The sequence below is a fragment of the Caldalkalibacillus mannanilyticus JCM 10596 genome (assembly GCF_000615945.1).
GTDB classification, from domain to species: Bacteria; Bacillota; Bacilli; order Caldalkalibacillales; family JCM-10596; genus Bacillus_AT; species Bacillus_AT mannanilyticus.
Map to the genome: position 1 here is coordinate 1 of NZ_BAMO01000060.1, position 16,140 is coordinate 16,140.

A 16,140-nucleotide genomic window follows, 5' to 3' on the forward strand; every position below is an offset into this window, starting at 1 on the left:
AATAATTAAATAAATAATATTGTTATAATACAAAAAAGATAGGGGGAGCTAAAATGAACAGGCAGGAACGAAAAAAATATGCTTGATTATCTTAAAATGAAAAGGGGCTTAGAGATTTATCAGCTAGCCTACCTTACAGATGCTGATATTGAATATCTATACGAAGTCACCTACTTTCATGACGAAAATATGGAATAATGAAAAATCGTGATCTATAAGTGCAAGGATCATGAAAAAGGGCTTTTCTCAGGAAGAAAACTTGATTGTTTCTTTTGAGAAAGCCCTTTTTAGTGTTATTTTTGTTGTACAGATTCTGAGTATCTTCGTCCTGTATGTGCTTGGAATGAAACGTGTCTAAAATGATGTTCATCAAGGGGAGAGGCTGTGAAGAGTGACACGAACACCGCAACTAAAAAGCTACAGGGGATGCTGACGATCCCTGGATTTTGTAGAGGAAAAATAGCTTCTCTGTTAATGATTCCATTGACAGGATTCATCACGACAGGTCCGAAAAAAACAAGAAGGGTAGTGAGAATCAAGCCAACGATCATTCCTGATAGAGCCCCAGCTAAGGTGAATTTCCTCCAATAAATTGTAAGCAGCAAGAGTGGGAAATGGACAGAGGCAGCAATGGAAAAAATCAAGGAAACTAAGGCGGCAACATTAAAGTTTTGAGCCTTGATCGATATCACAATGGCAATCATTCCTACCAGAATAGCGGCGATTTTTGCCACTCTCATTTGGCGTTCTTCTGAAGCTTGTCCCTTATGTAACACATGACGATAGAAATCGTGTGCGATGGATGAGGAGGCTGAAATAATAACCCCTGATACCACAGCCAAGATTGTGGCAAAAGCAATCGCTGAAACAAAGGCTACAAGAAAATCTCCTCCTAGAAAAAAAGCAAGAAGGGGAGCCGCCATATTTCCTGAATCATCAATAGAAAGAATGTGATCCCAGCCTACAATGAGAGTAGCGCCAAATCCCAGAATAATCGTCATTAAATAGAAAAGTCCAATAATAAAGGTGGCTGAAATCACAGACTTACGAACAGCTAAGGCATCTTTGACTGTAAGAAAACGGATCAATATATGGGGCAGCCCTGCTGTACCAAGAACGAGAGCCAAATTCAAAGAAAGTGTATCTAAAGGATCGGTAAACAAATTACCTGGTTGTAGAAATCTCTCTTGAAGAGGCGAAGCCTGCTCCACTGCCTGAAAAATAGAGAAGATACTCCATTCATATCTGGATAAGACAATTAAGCATAGCATAAAGGACCCTGTCACTAATAAGATCGTTTTAATAATCTGGACCCATGACGTAGCCATCATGCCACCAAAGACAACATAAATGGTCATCAGAATTCCCACAATCAGAACGGATACGTCATAACGAACTCCCAGTAATAGCTTCAGCAGGGCCCCTGCGGCAATCAGTTGGGCGACCATGTATAGAACCGAGATGAACAGGGTACTGAATGAAGTGAGGGTACGAATCCAGCGAGAAGGAAAGCGAGCCGCAATGACATCTCCCATCGTAAATTTTCCTAAATGGCGGATGGGTTCAGCAATTAACAATAAGAGTACAAGATAAGATACTAGAAAGCCAATAGAGTAAAAATAACCATCAAAACCATATAAGGCAATCACACCTGTAATGCCTAGAAAGGAAGCAGCGCTCATGTAATCTCCTGCGATAGCTAGACCATTCTGAAAACCTGTGAGTTGTCCTCCAGCCGCATAATAATCACTCGTTGAGGTCGTTTGTCTGGCAGCCCAGTAGGTAATAAGCAAGGTTCCGATGACAATCGCTAGAAAAAAAACAAACATTGTTATACTCATGAGTCATGCCCTCGTTTTTCGCTTTCTTCACGTATGCTGTGCTGTACAAGTTGGTCATAGGATTTCGATTTCCAGTAATAGATGAAACAAATGATGGCGGTCAGAAGAAATTGAGTAAAGGCGAAAACCCAAGCAAACGTGATATTCTGATAGATTGGATAGGTCATTACCTGTGGGAAGTAGGATGTTAAGATAGGTAATGAGAGATAGTACGATAAGAAAAAGAGAGTAAGCAGTGTGAGAAATCTTTTTTTCTTATTCATCAACGTTTCAAAGGATTTGGTTGGATAGACGGGTGCTTTTTTCTCCATAGAACTCCTCCACTACCTTACATTTGTAAGAGATTGAATAATTCTTTCACTGAAGAGCGACTAACAGGAATTTTGGTCTTCTGTTGATCTTTTAAGACGATGTTATAGGCTCCATTGAACCAAGGAATGATTTCATGGATATATTGCAAGTTCACAAGATAGCTGCGATGACAACGAAAAAAATGAAAGGAAGCTAGCTTTTCTTCTAATTCTTGAAGGGTTTGCTTCGATTGAAAGGTTTGATCTTGAGTGAAGATTTGGACGACACGATCCTCTCTCATCATATATAGGATGGATGTCGGATCAATCACAATCAGCCGTTCTCCATCATCAAGAAGAAGCTTTGACATTTTACTTATCTGTTTTCCTTTTGTTTTTGGAACTGAAGCTGATTCGGATCTAGAAGTCTGCCTTAAGGCTGTTCGTATTCTAGAAAGAGCTTCATCTAGCCGTCTTTCATCATATGGCTTTAACAGATAATCGGCTGCATGAAGGTCAAAAGCTTCGACAGCATATTCCTCATAGGCAGTTGTAAAGACAATCAGAGGACTCCGCTCTTTTTCACGTAATATTTTAGCGACAGCTATTCCTTCCAATTCTGGCATATGGATATCTAAAAAAACGACATCTGGCTTATGCTTTTCATATTCAACTAATAGCTCCTGCCCATTCGATACACTTTTGCAGATGATCACATCTTCTCGGCTATGAAGGAGGAACTCTAATTCTTCTCGTGCCAAACGTTCATCCTCCGCAATCATGACCTCATTTTCATCTTTTATCACCTCATCTTGTTTCGTATTGACCGGAATATAGAAGGAGAACGAAGAGCCTCCTTCATTTTTATTCGAAATGTGTAGTTTTGATTCAGTCCCCAATAATGTGATTAGACGCTGATTGACATTGTAGACACCGACTCCGTTTCCTTTACTTTCTTGTAATGGTACTTGCCCTAAGCGTTTGATCACTTCGGGCTTGATTCCCGCCCCATTATCTTCGATGGAGATCAAGATTTGTTGTCCAATTCCTTTTACTCTGATTAGAATGGTCCGATCCTTCCCTTTCGCTTTCAGTCCGTGTTCTATGGCGTTTTCCACCAGTGGCTGAAGGGTAGAGGGAGGAATGAGAGCGTCAGGCAGGGTAGGATCAATTTGAACATCGATATAAAGCTGATCGGAAAAGCGGACATGGACAATATCTAAATAGGCATGCAGATGTGTCAGTTCTTGTTCTAGGGAGATCAAGGGGTTGGCTAATATTTTTAGATTTGTTCGCATGAATTGAGCAAGCTGAAGGGTGACAAATCTGGCTGTAGCTGGATCGATTCGAATGAGAGATACAATTGAATTTAAGGTGTTAAAGAGAAAGTGTGGGTTAATTTGAGCCTGTAGTGTTCGTAGCTCAGCATCCTTCATCAAGCTGCTAAGACGTTCTGCTTCTGCTAGATTTAACTGATTAGAAATCAGCTTGCCTAGACCCTGTGCTAAGGCAATGTCAACCGCTCGAATTTGCTGAGGTCTTTTATAGTAGAGCTTGATCAGTCCCGTTACTTGCCCAGATTGAATAAAAGGGACGAGGATCGCAGCTCCAAGCGGACATTTCTTATGACTACATTGAATTTGTTCTTTCTCAGTAACGATCTGAACATGCCCGCTCAAGAGGGCTTCCTTCGAACTGTTGGTTAACAAAGGAGTCCCGATAATGTGATGATCAGCTCCCAAGCAAGTGTGCTAGTATTTTGCTCGTATCTGTCACAGCCACAGCAGCGGGCTGAAGCTCATTCATGAGTACGTGGGCAGTGGAGCCAGCCGTATCATAATCCACTCCTTTTTTTAGAAAGGGAAGAACTCTCTCCGCAATATTTAAGGCTCGTGTGGTTTCAATTGCTTGGGCTTGTTCTTTTTCGTTTAACACGATTCGAATCATGGTGGTGAAGATCGCGATTCCTAAGCTCGTTGTGATCACCATTGGAATACCCGCTACATCGACAAATAAGATAGCGCTTTCAGAAGACTTGGTGAAAATAAAGATAAAGCACATCGCTAAAATGGTTGAGAACATCCCGATAAAAAAGGATTTTACAGGGGAGATAATGCGTTCACTAGAAAAGAAACGAGCGGAAAAACCAGCGAGCAGTCCAATAAAAGGAGAAGACAAGCCATAAGCAACAGCTGTAATCCCACCCATCATGTAGAGCTGGAAGCCGGCAAGGAGTCCAGCTCCTAAGCCGACGATCGGTCCTCCAAGGAGTCCTGCCATCACGATTCCTACAATACCAGTATGTGCTAGTCCAGAGGCTTCATCTAGTACCGGGAACCAGAGGCTTCTAGTTAACTCAGTTCCAGATAAGCCTACTCCAGCAAGTCCACCCGCCATACTAAATAATCCAAAAATCAAGGAATAATAGAGAGAGGTTCTCCAATTTACTTCTCGATCTAGTAAAAATTTAAAGGAAGGGATTCTAGACACGATAAAGGCCATCACTAGGAGAATTCCCATTCGTTCAAACAGCTCAATCGTAATGATTTGCATCTGCATAGAATCACCTTTCCTATTCTCAAATAAGTAGAGTGATTATTGATCCTTCCACTCATCAGCGCCAAAATATCCTGAGGGTTTAGAGGCAGGATCAGAGAACCGTTCTTCTTTGAAGGGGTTAGCTGTCATAGAGTAGCCTCTTTCTTCCCAATATCCCGGCTTATCTTCTTTCAAAAACTCGATTCCAGAAGCCCATTTCGATCCCTTCCAGAGATAGAAGGAAGCAGGAGGAATGAAACGCAAAGGGTAGCCATGCTTGGGAGTGATATCTGCCCAATCGTGGGTTTCATCCATCCAGCGTGTGACAAATAGAGCGTCGTCTCCCATCAAATCCTTCAGAGGGAGATTGGCTGAATAACCAAAGCGATCTCCGCTAAGATAGCCATAGATACGCACGTACTGTATGTCTGGAGATAAGTCGACAAAAGATAAAAACTCACGGAAGGGAATCCCTTCGAATACCGTATCAAATTTAGACCATGTGGTCACACAATGCATATCTATAGTGGAGCGCACCTTAGGCAGTGCTGCAACGTCTTGGTAAGAAAGGATCTTCTTTTTTTCAATTTCTCCAAAGAGGGTAAAATCCCAGGTTTCTTGATCAAATGAATAGACGTCTCCTTCATGCAGGATAGGCCATTTTTTTGTTGCCATTTGACCAGGGGGGAGTATTTTTGTCATATCTGTATTCCTCCTATATTTCAATAGTTTCAATATATCATGTCTGTAAAAAAAATGCGAAAGACGAATAATCGGGGATAATGGCTGATATAATTGGAAGAGTTTTTCCTAGAGAGAGTAAGAGAGAGTATCCTCTGGATAACTCATAGATCCTCCCCTATCATTCCTTATCCCTTATTTTACTCAGTTTTTTGTATCCCGTACAATTAAATAAGTAGAGAATAAAGCCGAGGTCGAAGAGAAATTCTACACTATAAGGGGAATTTGCAATGGTAATTTTTTTGATTGTATATTCTTAATCTTCAAACAAAAAACATAGGAGTGATGACATTTTGAATGAACAAAAAAAAATAGGGACGGTTTTCTACATATCCGTTATGATCGTTGCAATTTTCCTCGTATGGGGATTCTTTTTTCCTAAGAATTTGGATGAGGTAACGGGTACAGTACTATCTGCAATTACCACTAGTTTTGGTTGGTTTTATTTAGTGGCGACCTTTATCTTCCTGATTTTCGCTATCTATGTCGCATTTGGACCCTATGGCAGAATTAAACTAGGGAAAGATGATGATGAACCAGACTATTCTTATTACACTTGGCTAGCCATGCTTTTTTCTGCTGGAATGGGAATTGGGCTTGTTTTCTGGGGAGTGGCAGAACCCGTTTATCATTATCTGACTCCTGCTATCTCAGAAGTGGGGGGAGAAACACCCGAAGCGGCAAGGTTGGCTCTGCGCTATTCCTTTTTTCATTGGGGATTTCATCCTTGGGCGATCTACACGATCATTGCTTTAGCGATTGCCTACTCACAGTTTAGAAAAGGAGAATCGGGCTTAATTAGTTCCACTTTCAGACCCTTGATTGGGGATCGGGTTGAGGGACCATTAGGCAAAGGAATCGATTCCTTAGCAGCGATTGCAACTGTCTTTGGTGTGGCAACTTCGCTTGGTTTTGGTACCTTGCAAATTAGTGGAGGACTGACCCATATTTTCGGCATTCCTAATAATTTCACCGTTCATTTACTGATTATTGGGATTGTGACGGTTCTTTATCTGATTTCAGCTACAACAGGATTGGATAAGGGGATACGCTATTTAAGTAACCTGAACTTAGGGTTAGCTGGTGGACTCTTACTTTTTGTTCTTTTAGCTGGTCCGACGTCATTTATCGTGGATGCTTTAACTACAACGATTGGTGGATACTTAGGCAATATTATCCCCATGAGCTTTCGAATGACTCCTTTTAGTGGGGGAACCTGGGTAGGAGCATGGACCATTTTCTATTGGGCATGGTGGATTGCTTGGGCTCCTTTTGTTGGAACCTTTATTGCCAGGGTTTCGAAAGGAAGAACGATTAAAGAGTTTGTACTTGGGGTGTTGTTAGTTCCCACTCTGTTAAGTGCTGTATGGTTCTCTGCTTTTGGAGGATCAGCTATTTTCCTAGAGATGTTCGAACAAAAAGGAATTGCTGATGCGGTGAACAATGACATGACTTCAGCTTTATTTATTACCCTAGAGCATTTTCCGATCGGCTGGTTTTTAAGTATCTTAGCCACTTTATTAATCATCACATTTTTTATTACCTCAGCAGATTCTGCTACTTTTGTCTTGGGCATGCTAACATCGAAGGGGAGCTTGAATCCTGCCGTATCGACGAAGCTGATCTGGGGAATCCTACAATCTTCTATTGCGGCAGTCCTTTTATATAGTGGGGGATTAGGAGGATTACAGACGGCATCCATTATAGCGGCTCTGCCGTTTGCTGTGATCATGCTGATGATGGTCCTATCCTTAAACAAGGCGTTGCAAGCGGAAGTGAGAGAAGAAAAAAGAAGAGAGCGAAAGAGAATCAAGAAGCTAGAAGAATTGCTTGATGAGAACAATATGAAGTAATCAATCACGAGGATGATCCTTCCGTACGAATTTACAAAAGAAATCCCTCTGCTATCTAAAAAGAAGAGGGATTCTTTTGCTCTTAAAAAGCGGCAATAGAAGCTTTTCTTAAGAGTTCTTCTATTTTGTTAGTTCTAAGAATTCCTCAACATCTCTCACGGCGAGAGATACAGCCTCCTGCCAAAACTCTGGCTGTGTTAAATCAACTCCGAGATGCTTAGAAGCCAGTTCCTCCACTGTCATACTTGCCGTATCCTGAAGTAAGGCAATATATTTCTCTTCAAATTCCATTCCCTCTTGGATGGCTCTAGCATAGATACCTGCACTGAATAAGTAGCCAAATGTATAAGGGAAATTATAGAATGGGACACTTGTCATATAGAAATGAAGCTTAGAAGCCCAGAAATGTGGGTGATAGCTTGCTAGAGAATGCTCAAACACATCTTTTTGCGCTTGCGTCATCAATTCGTTTAGGCGCTCAACACTCACAAGTCCTTTTTTCCGTTCCGCATAAAAATTGGTTTCAAAAAGGAATCGTGACTGAATATCCATGAAGTAAGACACAGCACGTTGAACCTTGTCTTCTAAAAGAACGATACGCTCTTCATCCGAAGTAGCTTTTTTTACTGACGCATCTGCTACGATCATTTCGGCAAAAGTAGAAGCAGTTTCAGCTACATTCATGGCATAGCGCTGAGCCAGAGGGCGCATATCATTCATGACATGCTGATGATAGGCATGCCCTAGTTCATGGGCGAGGGTTGCTACACTAGAGGCAGTCCCTGCATAGGTCATAAAGATACGAGTTTCTTTACTTTGAGGGAAGGATGTACAGAAGCCCCCAGGTCTTTTTCCAGGACGATCCTCTGCTTCAATCCATCTATTTTCAAAAACATGCTTGGTAAAAGAGGCTAGCTTGGGACTAAAAGGCTCAAATTGTTCAATAATAAATTGTGCTGCCTCATCATAGCTTATTTTCTTCGTTGTTGATCCACTGATAGGAGCGTATAAATCATGCCAGCCTAGCTTTTCTAGCCCCATGAGCTGCGCTTTGCGTTCGAAATAGGATAGAAAAATCGCCTTATTCTGATTGATGACCTCCCACATAACCTGTAATGTTTTTTCAGACATACGGTTCAAGGTAAGGGGTTCTTTATGTATGGAATCCCAGTTTCGGAATTGATAAACCTCTTGTCGAAAACCAGCTAGATGATTTAAGGCTTCTGTGCAAAAATCAGCATGATCAGCCCAAGCCTGCTCCCAAGCTTCAGCCATTCGATGGCGCTCTTCTGTAATGGGGCTATCGAGCTTATTATGGGCTTGCCCGACAGAGTATAGCTTTTGCTCGCCGTTTTCTTCGAATGGAATGGTCATTCTGCCAACGGTTGTATTATAGAGGTCACTCCAGCCATGGTACCCATCCAATGATAGGCGCTGAATCAAAGCTTCTTGCTCAGGTGGTAATTTTTCTAAAGAGAGTCTTCGTTTTTCATCCAATGGAAAGGCTACTTGTACAAGAGCATCCGATTGAAGAAAGGAGCTCCAGAGGGAGTCTTCGATTTGTCCGATGAATTGATCTAGATGTGTACAAGAAGCGATATAGTTGGCATGGAGAGATTTCACCTTTCCTCCCAGTTGTACCGCCTTTTTATCTTTCACATTTTGTGCTGTAAGACAACTGATATAAGCACTAGCTTGACGCAGCTTGAGATGAAGGGTTTCCATTTGTTCAACTAATGAAGCGAAAGACTTGAGGTCATGTAATGATGTAGGGACCTGAGCGTTGTGAATCCTTTCTTCAAATTTTTGTAACTCAGTTTCTAGAGTCATAAGATGATGAGTAAATTCTTCTGACTCGCTCCCATGAGGGAAGATTGTGTCTAGGTTCCATGTCTGCTGTAGATTTGTCACCATTGGGTTCATCCTTTCAGTCTAATATATGATGAATGATTTCTAGTTGTATAGCAAATAATGTCTATCATTCAATTATAACGCAATCTAATTCGGTAGACGAATATTTTTGCACTACAAATATTTTTTGTGCAAATAGGCTAATGGTTTGCCAAAAAGGTCCATTATTCTATATTATTTTAGATATACTTCATTTTTACTACATATACTTTTGAAATAAGGAGAGGGATCGGTTGAACATTACGTCTACGGCAAAAATGAGTGAAAAGCATCAACATAGAATCAAAGAATTGTATCCTGACCATGAATATTTTTTCTATGACAAGTTAAGCACAGTTGAGCGGGAGGTTCTTGCTAAAACAGAAATATTGTTGACCTATGGAGAAGATCTAACGGGTGCTATCATTGATCAGATGCCTCGCCTAAAGTGGATTCAAGTCCTTAGTGCGGGGTTAGAATTAATGCCTTTTGAGAGCTTACTGAAAAGAGATATTTTGGTAACCAATGCAAGAGGGATTCATCGTATTCCTATGGCTGAATATACGATGGGAATGATCCTACAAATGACGAGAAAAAGCATCGAGCTGTTTCAATTTCAAAAACAAGGAGTCTGGGACCGTTCATTGAGAGTGGATGAAGTTTATGGCAAGACACTCGGAATTGTTGGAGCTGGAGCCATTGGGAGTGAAATTGCCAAAAGGGCTAAAGTCTTTGGAATGAAGGTAATTGGACTTAGAAGAGAAAAGAAACAGGAATCTAGTGACTTTGATGAAATGGTTACTTTTGAGGAAAGGGAGACTCTTTTTCGTCAGAGTGATTTTGTCGTAGTGTTGTTTCCAGCAACTCCTGAAACCATTTACTGTATAGGCGAGAAGGAGCTGTCGCAAATGAAACCATCCGCCTATCTTATGAATATTGCGCGTGGCAAGATTGTTCAGGAAGGGGCTCTCCTGAAAGCATTGCAGGAAAAACGAATCGCAGGAGCCATCCTAGATGTCTTTGAACAAGAACCCTTACCCGCAGATCACCCTTTTTGGCAGCTTGATAATGTGATCTTAACTCCTCATCTTTCTGGGCGCTCACCATACTATATGCAGAGGGCGTTAGATATTTTCATTGAAAATTTAGCTCATTATCCTAATGCCTCAAATATGATGAACCCCATTGATTTAAGAAAAGGGTACTAAGCCATGGATACGATTACACATACTTTATTTGGTTTAACATTGTACGGGGCTTTGAACAAGCAGAACATAGATCCGAAGCTGAAAAAACCTCTTTTATTTACAGCCATCGTTGGAAGCCAGATTCCTGACATTGATGTGATTTCGAAGCTCTGGGATATGGAAGGTAAGTATCAGATGTGGCATAGAGGCATTACTCACTCGATCTTCCTTGTTCCTGTCTGGGCATTCGTAATCCTGCTCTTATGCTATCTTTTTTGGAGGGTGAAGGACAAAAGGATTTTCTATCTTGGGAGCTTAGCTGTCTTTATTCATAATACCAGTGACTTGTTTAATGCTTGGGGAACTGGATATCTAGAGCCATTTTCCATGATTCGTATTACGTTTGGTACCATTCCTATTATTGATTTTCTGGTGTGGGGAATCATTCTTGTTGGCTTTGTCTTAACCAAAATCACCAGGTATCCCTCACATACTATCTATAAAGGGGTTTGGCTCTTGATCCTCCTTCATTTCACCTTTCAATCAGTACAAGGGTATGTCATTCACGAACGCTATGCTGCGGAGTATGATCAGCTCGTTTTAGCAGCAGAATTTACGCCAGGTCATTTTGCGATGGTAGGGATGAAAGGGAATCAAGTGGAGATATCACAGGTAAAAATAGTAGGAGAGCCTACTCTTATCACTCGCCTTGAGTCAGCTAAACAAGTGGATTTAACTCCTTTATTTGAAGAGAACCCAAAAGCTCAAACCTTATTTGAATGGTCCCCTTTTGTTGTGGTAATAGATGATGACGAACGCTTGGGGATTTATGATCCACGCTTTTATCGAAATGGCTCCTCATTTTTATATGAATATATTGAGAAAAATTAACAAAAAATAGAATGGATGAAAAAGTAAGAGTCGCTAAATGCGACTCTTTTTGTATCATATGACAAAAAAAGGGTGATAAACAATGTGGATCTATGATAATGTAAATGTAGATTATGTATTACATGTAGGGGAGATGGAAACGGTGCAGTCGAAGCTTAATTTCTTTCAAGAGAAGATCTCTTTAGAAGATCCGATTTATCTTGAAACTCAGTTGAAGGCGATTTTAAACAAAAAAATAACTTCAGTCAACGATTTAGAGGAATGGTTACAAGAAGAATCGGAGCTGTTAGATGCTATTGATGAGGTAGTTAGTGGAGATTATATTGCCTTCCAGCGATATAACGATGATAAGGCGATTAAGGAACGATTTGAGCGTGATCAGCAGGTGATCCTGCCTATTGTTAAAAAGTATAAAGCCTTATTTGATAAGAAATTCTATGATAGTCCATATCGTGCAGAATTAGATCCTGCAAAATATCATTTGCTCATCCGTTCAAGGGTCAATGCGATTGAATTGTTCCGTGAGGAGAATATCGCTCTTGAAATGGAGGAGGATAAGCTACAGAATGAGTATTTCGAAATTACTGGAAGTCTTACGGTTCTATGGAATGGAGAAGAAAAAACATTACCACAAATGAAAGAGCATCTCCAAAGCTCCAATCGGGAAACGAGAGAAAAGGCTTGGAAATTACTCTCTCAGGAAGTTGTCAAGCATGAACAGCGATTGAATGAAATCATGAGTGAGCTTATTACTCTGCGAGATCAGCAAGCGAAAAATGCTGGAATGAAGAACTACCGTGATTATATGTTTAAAAAATATGAGCGTTTTGATTACACGGCAGAGGATTGTTTTACTTTTCATAAGGCAGTAAAAAAAGAAGTGGTGCCACGAGTGAGTAAAATCCAGCAAAAACATCAACAAGAGCTAGGGCTAGATGACTATCGTCCCTGGGACACGCAAGCCGTACCTCAAGGGTTGGAGCCATTGAAACCCTTCAAGCATTCAGATGAGTTGGTCGAAGCAACGATTGATGTCTTTCAGGAGGTAGATCCTGAATTTGCTCAACTATTGAAAGATATGAAGAATCAGGATCTCTTAGATTTAGATAGCCGAAAGGCAAAATCCCCAGGTGGCTTTTGCTCTTACCTACCAATCACAGAGCTTTCCTTTATTTTCATGAATGCCAGTGGAACACAGGATGATGTGACAACCATGGTTCATGAAGGAGGGCATAGTGTCCATAACCTTTTAATGCGTCAGCTACCGCTTTCTGCTTATAAGTCAGCTCCGATGGAATCAGCTGAGTTAGCGAGTATGGGCATGGAGCTTCTGACTATTGATAAGTGGGAGCGTTTCTATCAGGATGAGAAGGATTTACAGCGTGCCATGAAGGAGCATATTGAAGGGATTATTTCTTTCTTCCCATGGGCAATGGTTGTTGATCGCTTTCAGCATTGGATGTATGAGAATCCTGAACACTCGATCGAAGAAAGACAGCAAAAATTCATGGAGCTAGCCAAAGAGTATAATTATCATTATGTGAATATAGAGGGGCTAGAGGACGAAATTAGAGCAAAATGGCTTATGCAGCTACATATCTTTGAAGTTCCGTTCTACTACATTGAGTACGCCATTGCTCAGTTAGGGGCGCTACAGCTCTGGAAGGCTTATCATGAAAATCCAGAAGAAACCGTAAATAACTATAAAAAAGCTCTCTCGCTTGGCAGCTCTAGAACACTGCCTGAAGTGTATGAAGCGGCAGGAATTAAGTTTGATTTTTCCAAGGAAACGATTGAAGAACTGATGATGTTTGCTGAGGAGCAGCTTGAAAAAATAGAGGAACTTAATGATTGATGCTCACATCCATTTAGATCAATATGATCTAAAGGAGATGGATCGTTATGTCACAACTTGGCAAGAAAAAGGAGTAAACGGTGTTATTGCCGTTTCTTCAGATCTTGCCTCTTCTTATAAAACACTCGAACTACATAGTCAATATCCAACTTTTATTTACCCTGCTATTGGCTTTCATCCTGAAAAGGAGCTACCTTCTTCAGCAGAGTTTACCGAGTGGATACAGCTATTACGAAAAGAGAGAGAGTCTATTGTTGCTATCGGGGAAGTGGGCTTGCCACATTATGAATTATCTCGTCTAGGAGGAGCCCCTTATCTCGAGAGGGCGATAGCTTTTTTTGAAACCATAGTAAAGCTAGCGGTTGTTGAAAATCTCCCTCTCCTCTTGCATGCTGTTTATGATAAGGTCGAAAGAGCATTGTCTATTCTAGAACGAAACCAAGTGGAAGCAGCTCATTTTCATTGGTTAAAAGCTCCTGCACATCTTGTTTCAAAAATCGTAAAGAGAGGTTATTTTGTTTCTGTCACTCCTGAGGTCTGTTACAGAAAGAGAGATCAAGAATTAGTAGATCTCATTCCTTTAACTTTACTATTAGTAGAAACAGATGGTCCATGGCCGTATTCAGGCTTGTTTGAGGGAAGGGAAACAACCCCAGTCCTGCTTCACGAAATAGTGAGGTGCGTAGCAATGTTAAAAGGAATGGATGTCGATACTATTGATGAGGCTTGTCAGAATAACGCGCAAAAACTCTTAGCCTATCGATCATTGCCGAGGAAATAATGTACTAAAATCCTGGCGGCCATCATAAGGATTAATTTAATCGGAAAAAGAGAAGAGATGGGAATGAAAGGAAGGGAGAACCATATGGAGATCATTTTTGCTCATCGAGGAGCATCCTTTGAGGCACCAGAAAACACATTACCTGCTTTTGAATTAGCTCTAAAACAAGGCTGTAAGGCAATTGAATTGGATGTTCACCTATCGAAGGATGGGCAGATCGTTGTTTGTCATGATGATGATATTGAACGGACGACAGATGGGATGGGCTTGATTAAAGAGATGACGCTCGAGGAACTGAGGCAAAGGGATGCGGGAAGCTGGTTTTCCGAAGAGTTTGAAGGAAGTAGAATTCCGACTTTAGGTGAGGTTTTGGCTCTTTGTCATCAGGACATTACGATTAACATTGAAATCAAGAATGTTCCTTATTTTCATCAGGGGATTGAAGCTAAAGTCATTGAAGAAATCAAAAAATATGATTTCATGCAGAACACCATTATTTCGTCGTTTGATCATCAAGCCTTGCTGCGAACGCAACATATTGACCCTGACGTTAAGCTTGGAGTGCTCTTGGCGAATCATTTAATAGAACCATGGAAATATATTGAGTATTCAGGGATTAAGGCGTATAGTATCCACCCCATTTGTACCTTTGTAGATGAGGCATTTATGCAAGCTTGTCATCAAGCGGGATTCAAAGTGTTTCCCTTCACCGTTGATGAGAGAAGAATGTATCAATATCTAGATGAGTTAAAGGTAGATGGGATCTTCACCAATATTCCGGCAAGATTTCTATAAACAGAGAGATAAGCTAGGTTACGATCCTTATAGCCTAGCTTTTTTCTATCTTCTTATACCTGTTATTTGCCAATAGGAAAGAAAATCAACTATAATTTGTCCTAGAGACCTGCGATGAATCAGGGGAACTAAATGGTTTGGAAAGAGGGGATTTCATGAGTAGTTTGTTAGAGCTTATTGATGTTACAGGAGGATACACTGGCAATAAACCAGTTATACATAATGTTAGTTTTCAAATTGAGCCTGGAGAGATTGTAGCCCTCATCGGTTTAAATGGAGCAGGGAAGAGTACGACAATTAAGCATATACTAGGTCTTCTACAGCCCTTCCAAGGGGCGATCAAGATTAAGGGGCAAACCTTTACAGAGTCACCTGAGCAGTATCGAGCCCAATATAGCTACATACCTGAGTATCCTATTTATTACGAAGAGCTGACACTATGGGAGCATCTAGAATTAATTGCCATGACCTATGGAATCGAGCGAGAGGTGTTTTTAGAGAGAGCTCCCATTCTGCTAAAGGAATTTAGGATGGAAAAAAGAAAAAATATGTTTCCAAACCAATTTTCTAAGGGCATGAAACAGAAACTGATTATCATGATGGCTTTTTTGATTCAACCCTCCTTATATATTGTAGATGAACCTTTATTAGGACTAGATCCTCTTGGCATACGTTCTCTCTTACAGTGGCTGGTCAAGTGTAAGGAAAACGGAGCGGGAATCTTGATGTCTACCCATATCCTAGCGACGGCTGAAAAATACTGTGACCGTTTCATTATTCTTCATGAGGGGAAAATTAAAGCCCAAGGAACCTTATCCGAGTTAAGAGAGGTCAGTCAAATGAAGAATGCTTCGTTAGATGATATCTATTTACACCTAACAGAGGTTGAGGAACTATGAAAATAACGGTCGAGAACATATGGAAACAACGATCGCAGGATTATTTTCAGGAATCAATAGGCTATTGGAAGCTGATTGGAAGCAGTGGACTGTTAGGAAGTACGATTATTTTATTTATTCTGGGTGTGATTTACTATCCTGATTTTTTGGAGTGGCTCCCACAGGCTTTTCCTGTTTCTTTCGTTCTAGCGATTTTTTTGGGCTGGTTCATTACGAGAGCCTCCTTTCGTACTCTTCTTCAGGAAGCGGATATTCTTTTTCTTACGCCAGTAGAAAAAAACATGAATCTCTACTTTAGACAGGCTGTTGTTTATAATACAGCCATTCAGATTACTGGGTTAGTGCTTATTCTAATGATTTTTAGCCCCCTATATGCGAATAAAATTTCTGACACGGAATCATTATGGCTCTTCTTCCTTCTTCCGGTGCTCTTAAAAGGATGGAACTTACAATCTGCTTGGCAGACCCATCGCCTACAAGATGGACGTAAAAGAAACATTCATGCCGTGTGCCGTTTTTCCTTTCATACTTTATTTCTTTATTGGTTTTTTACGGGGGGAAGTATGGGCTGGTTGCTGA

General features: G+C 40.8%; 15 protein-coding genes. 9 read left to right on the forward strand and 6 right to left on the reverse strand.

All coding sequences use genetic code 11. The features are described from left to right. Window positions 1-78: 78 nt before the first annotated feature. Window positions 79-198 (forward strand): BH0509 family protein, encoded by a 120-nt coding sequence (locus JCM10596_RS29330; RefSeq protein WP_148302677.1) that lies wholly within the window; start codon window positions 79-81, stop codon window positions 196-198. A gap of 95 nt (window positions 199-293) precedes the next feature. On the opposite strand, the gene JCM10596_RS21560 is transcribed toward JCM10596_RS29330, so the two are convergent. From JCM10596_RS21560 to JCM10596_RS21580, 5 genes are read right to left on the reverse strand one after another with little or no spacing between them, the layout of a single operon-like run. Further along, on the reverse strand, window positions 294-1,841 hold the full coding sequence (locus JCM10596_RS21560) for a solute symporter family protein (protein WP_025028881.1): 1,548 nt from the start codon (window positions 1,839-1,841) through the stop codon (window positions 294-296). After that, entirely contained in the window at window positions 1,838-2,152 is a 315-nt protein-coding gene (locus JCM10596_RS21565; RefSeq protein WP_025028882.1) for a DUF485 domain-containing protein, read from the reverse strand. Before JCM10596_RS21565 ends, JCM10596_RS21560 begins: the two co-directional genes overlap by 4 nt. Window positions 2,153-2,169: 17 nt before the next feature. Beyond that, window positions 2,170-3,810 carry a LytTR family transcriptional regulator DNA-binding domain-containing protein gene (locus JCM10596_RS31550; protein ID WP_369345684.1) on the reverse strand — a complete coding sequence of 547 codons (1,641 nt, stop codon included), beginning with the start codon at window positions 3,808-3,810 and terminating at the stop codon, window positions 2,170-2,172. Window positions 3,811-3,862: 52 nt separating this feature from the next. Then, window positions 3,863-4,690 (reverse strand): LytS/YhcK type 5TM receptor domain-containing protein, encoded by an 828-nt coding sequence (locus JCM10596_RS31555; protein WP_369345685.1) that lies wholly within the window; start codon window positions 4,688-4,690, stop codon window positions 3,863-3,865. Between the two features lie 36 nt (window positions 4,691-4,726). Beyond that, on the reverse strand, window positions 4,727-5,371 hold the full coding sequence (locus JCM10596_RS21580) for a molybdopterin-dependent oxidoreductase (RefSeq protein WP_025028883.1): 645 nt from the start codon (window positions 5,369-5,371) through the stop codon (window positions 4,727-4,729). A gap of 332 nt (window positions 5,372-5,703) precedes the next feature. On the opposite strand from JCM10596_RS21580, the gene JCM10596_RS21585 reads away from it, so the two are divergent. Then, a complete protein-coding gene (locus JCM10596_RS21585; protein ID WP_025028884.1) occupies window positions 5,704-7,263 on the forward strand; it encodes a glycine betaine uptake BCCT transporter in 1,560 nt (519 codons plus the stop codon). Window positions 7,264-7,383: 120 nt separating this feature from the next. On the opposite strand, the gene JCM10596_RS21590 is transcribed toward JCM10596_RS21585, so the two are convergent. Then, complete coding sequence (locus JCM10596_RS21590; RefSeq protein ID WP_025028885.1) at window positions 7,384-9,177, reverse strand: M3 family oligoendopeptidase; 1,794 nt, start codon at window positions 9,175-9,177, stop codon at window positions 7,384-7,386. A gap of 230 nt (window positions 9,178-9,407) precedes the next feature. On the opposite strand from JCM10596_RS21590, the gene JCM10596_RS21595 reads away from it, so the two are divergent. The 7 genes from JCM10596_RS21595 to JCM10596_RS21625 all read left to right on the forward strand — a co-directional run. Continuing rightward, window positions 9,408-10,361: a D-2-hydroxyacid dehydrogenase gene (locus JCM10596_RS21595; RefSeq protein ID WP_025028886.1), complete on the forward strand. Its 954-nt coding sequence runs from the start codon at window positions 9,408-9,410 to the stop codon at window positions 10,359-10,361. A gap of 3 nt (window positions 10,362-10,364) precedes the next feature. Continuing rightward, on the forward strand, window positions 10,365-11,231 hold the full coding sequence (locus JCM10596_RS21600; protein WP_025028887.1) for a metal-dependent hydrolase: 867 nt from the start codon (window positions 10,365-10,367) through the stop codon (window positions 11,229-11,231). Between the two features lie 82 nt (window positions 11,232-11,313). Continuing rightward, a complete protein-coding gene (locus tag JCM10596_RS21605; RefSeq protein WP_025028888.1) occupies window positions 11,314-13,086 on the forward strand; it encodes a M3 family oligoendopeptidase in 1,773 nt (590 codons plus the stop codon). Continuing rightward, on the forward strand, window positions 13,079-13,867 hold the full coding sequence (locus JCM10596_RS21610) for a TatD family hydrolase (protein WP_025028889.1): 789 nt from the start codon (window positions 13,079-13,081) through the stop codon (window positions 13,865-13,867). Before JCM10596_RS21605 ends, JCM10596_RS21610 begins: the two co-directional genes overlap by 8 nt. 84 nt (window positions 13,868-13,951) lie before the next feature. Next, a complete protein-coding gene (locus JCM10596_RS21615) occupies window positions 13,952-14,662 on the forward strand; it encodes a glycerophosphodiester phosphodiesterase (RefSeq protein ID WP_025028890.1) in 711 nt (236 codons plus the stop codon). Window positions 14,663-14,817: 155 nt separating this feature from the next. Next, on the forward strand, window positions 14,818-15,561 hold the full coding sequence (locus JCM10596_RS21620) for an ABC transporter ATP-binding protein (protein ID WP_025028891.1): 744 nt from the start codon (window positions 14,818-14,820) through the stop codon (window positions 15,559-15,561). Continuing rightward, window positions 15,558-16,140: ABC transporter permease (locus tag JCM10596_RS21625; protein WP_025028892.1), on the forward strand; the 583-nt coding region annotated here is incomplete at its 3' end. The genes JCM10596_RS21620 and JCM10596_RS21625, both read left to right, overlap by 4 nt.

What these genes read in the sequence shown, in the direction of transcription:
- JCM10596_RS29330 (WP_148302677.1), top strand. Translation starts at nt 79, where the DNA reads ATGCTTGATTATCTTAAAATGAAAAGGGGCTTAGAGATTTATCAGCTA.
- JCM10596_RS21560 (WP_025028881.1), bottom strand. Translation starts at nt 1,841, where the DNA reads ATGAGTATAACAATGTTTGTTTTTTTTCTAGCGATTGTCATCGGAACC.
- JCM10596_RS21565 (WP_025028882.1), bottom strand. Translation starts at nt 2,152, where the DNA reads ATGGAGAAAAAAGCACCCGTCTATCCAACCAAATCCTTTGAAACGTTG.
- JCM10596_RS31555 (WP_369345685.1), bottom strand. Translation starts at nt 4,690, where the DNA reads ATGCAGATGCAAATCATTACGATTGAGCTGTTTGAACGAATGGGAATT.
- JCM10596_RS21580 (WP_025028883.1), bottom strand. Translation starts at nt 5,371, where the DNA reads ATGACAAAAATACTCCCCCCTGGTCAAATGGCAACAAAAAAATGGCCT.
- JCM10596_RS21590 (WP_025028885.1), bottom strand. Translation starts at nt 9,177, where the DNA reads ATGGTGACAAATCTACAGCAGACATGGAACCTAGACACAATCTTCCCT.
- JCM10596_RS21600 (WP_025028887.1), top strand. Translation starts at nt 10,365, where the DNA reads ATGGATACGATTACACATACTTTATTTGGTTTAACATTGTACGGGGCT.
- JCM10596_RS21605 (WP_025028888.1), top strand. Translation starts at nt 11,314, where the DNA reads ATGTGGATCTATGATAATGTAAATGTAGATTATGTATTACATGTAGGG.
- JCM10596_RS21610 (WP_025028889.1), top strand. Translation starts at nt 13,079, where the DNA reads ATGATTGATGCTCACATCCATTTAGATCAATATGATCTAAAGGAGATG.
- JCM10596_RS21615 (WP_025028890.1), top strand. Translation starts at nt 13,952, where the DNA reads ATGGAGATCATTTTTGCTCATCGAGGAGCATCCTTTGAGGCACCAGAA.
- JCM10596_RS21620 (WP_025028891.1), top strand. Translation starts at nt 14,818, where the DNA reads ATGAGTAGTTTGTTAGAGCTTATTGATGTTACAGGAGGATACACTGGC.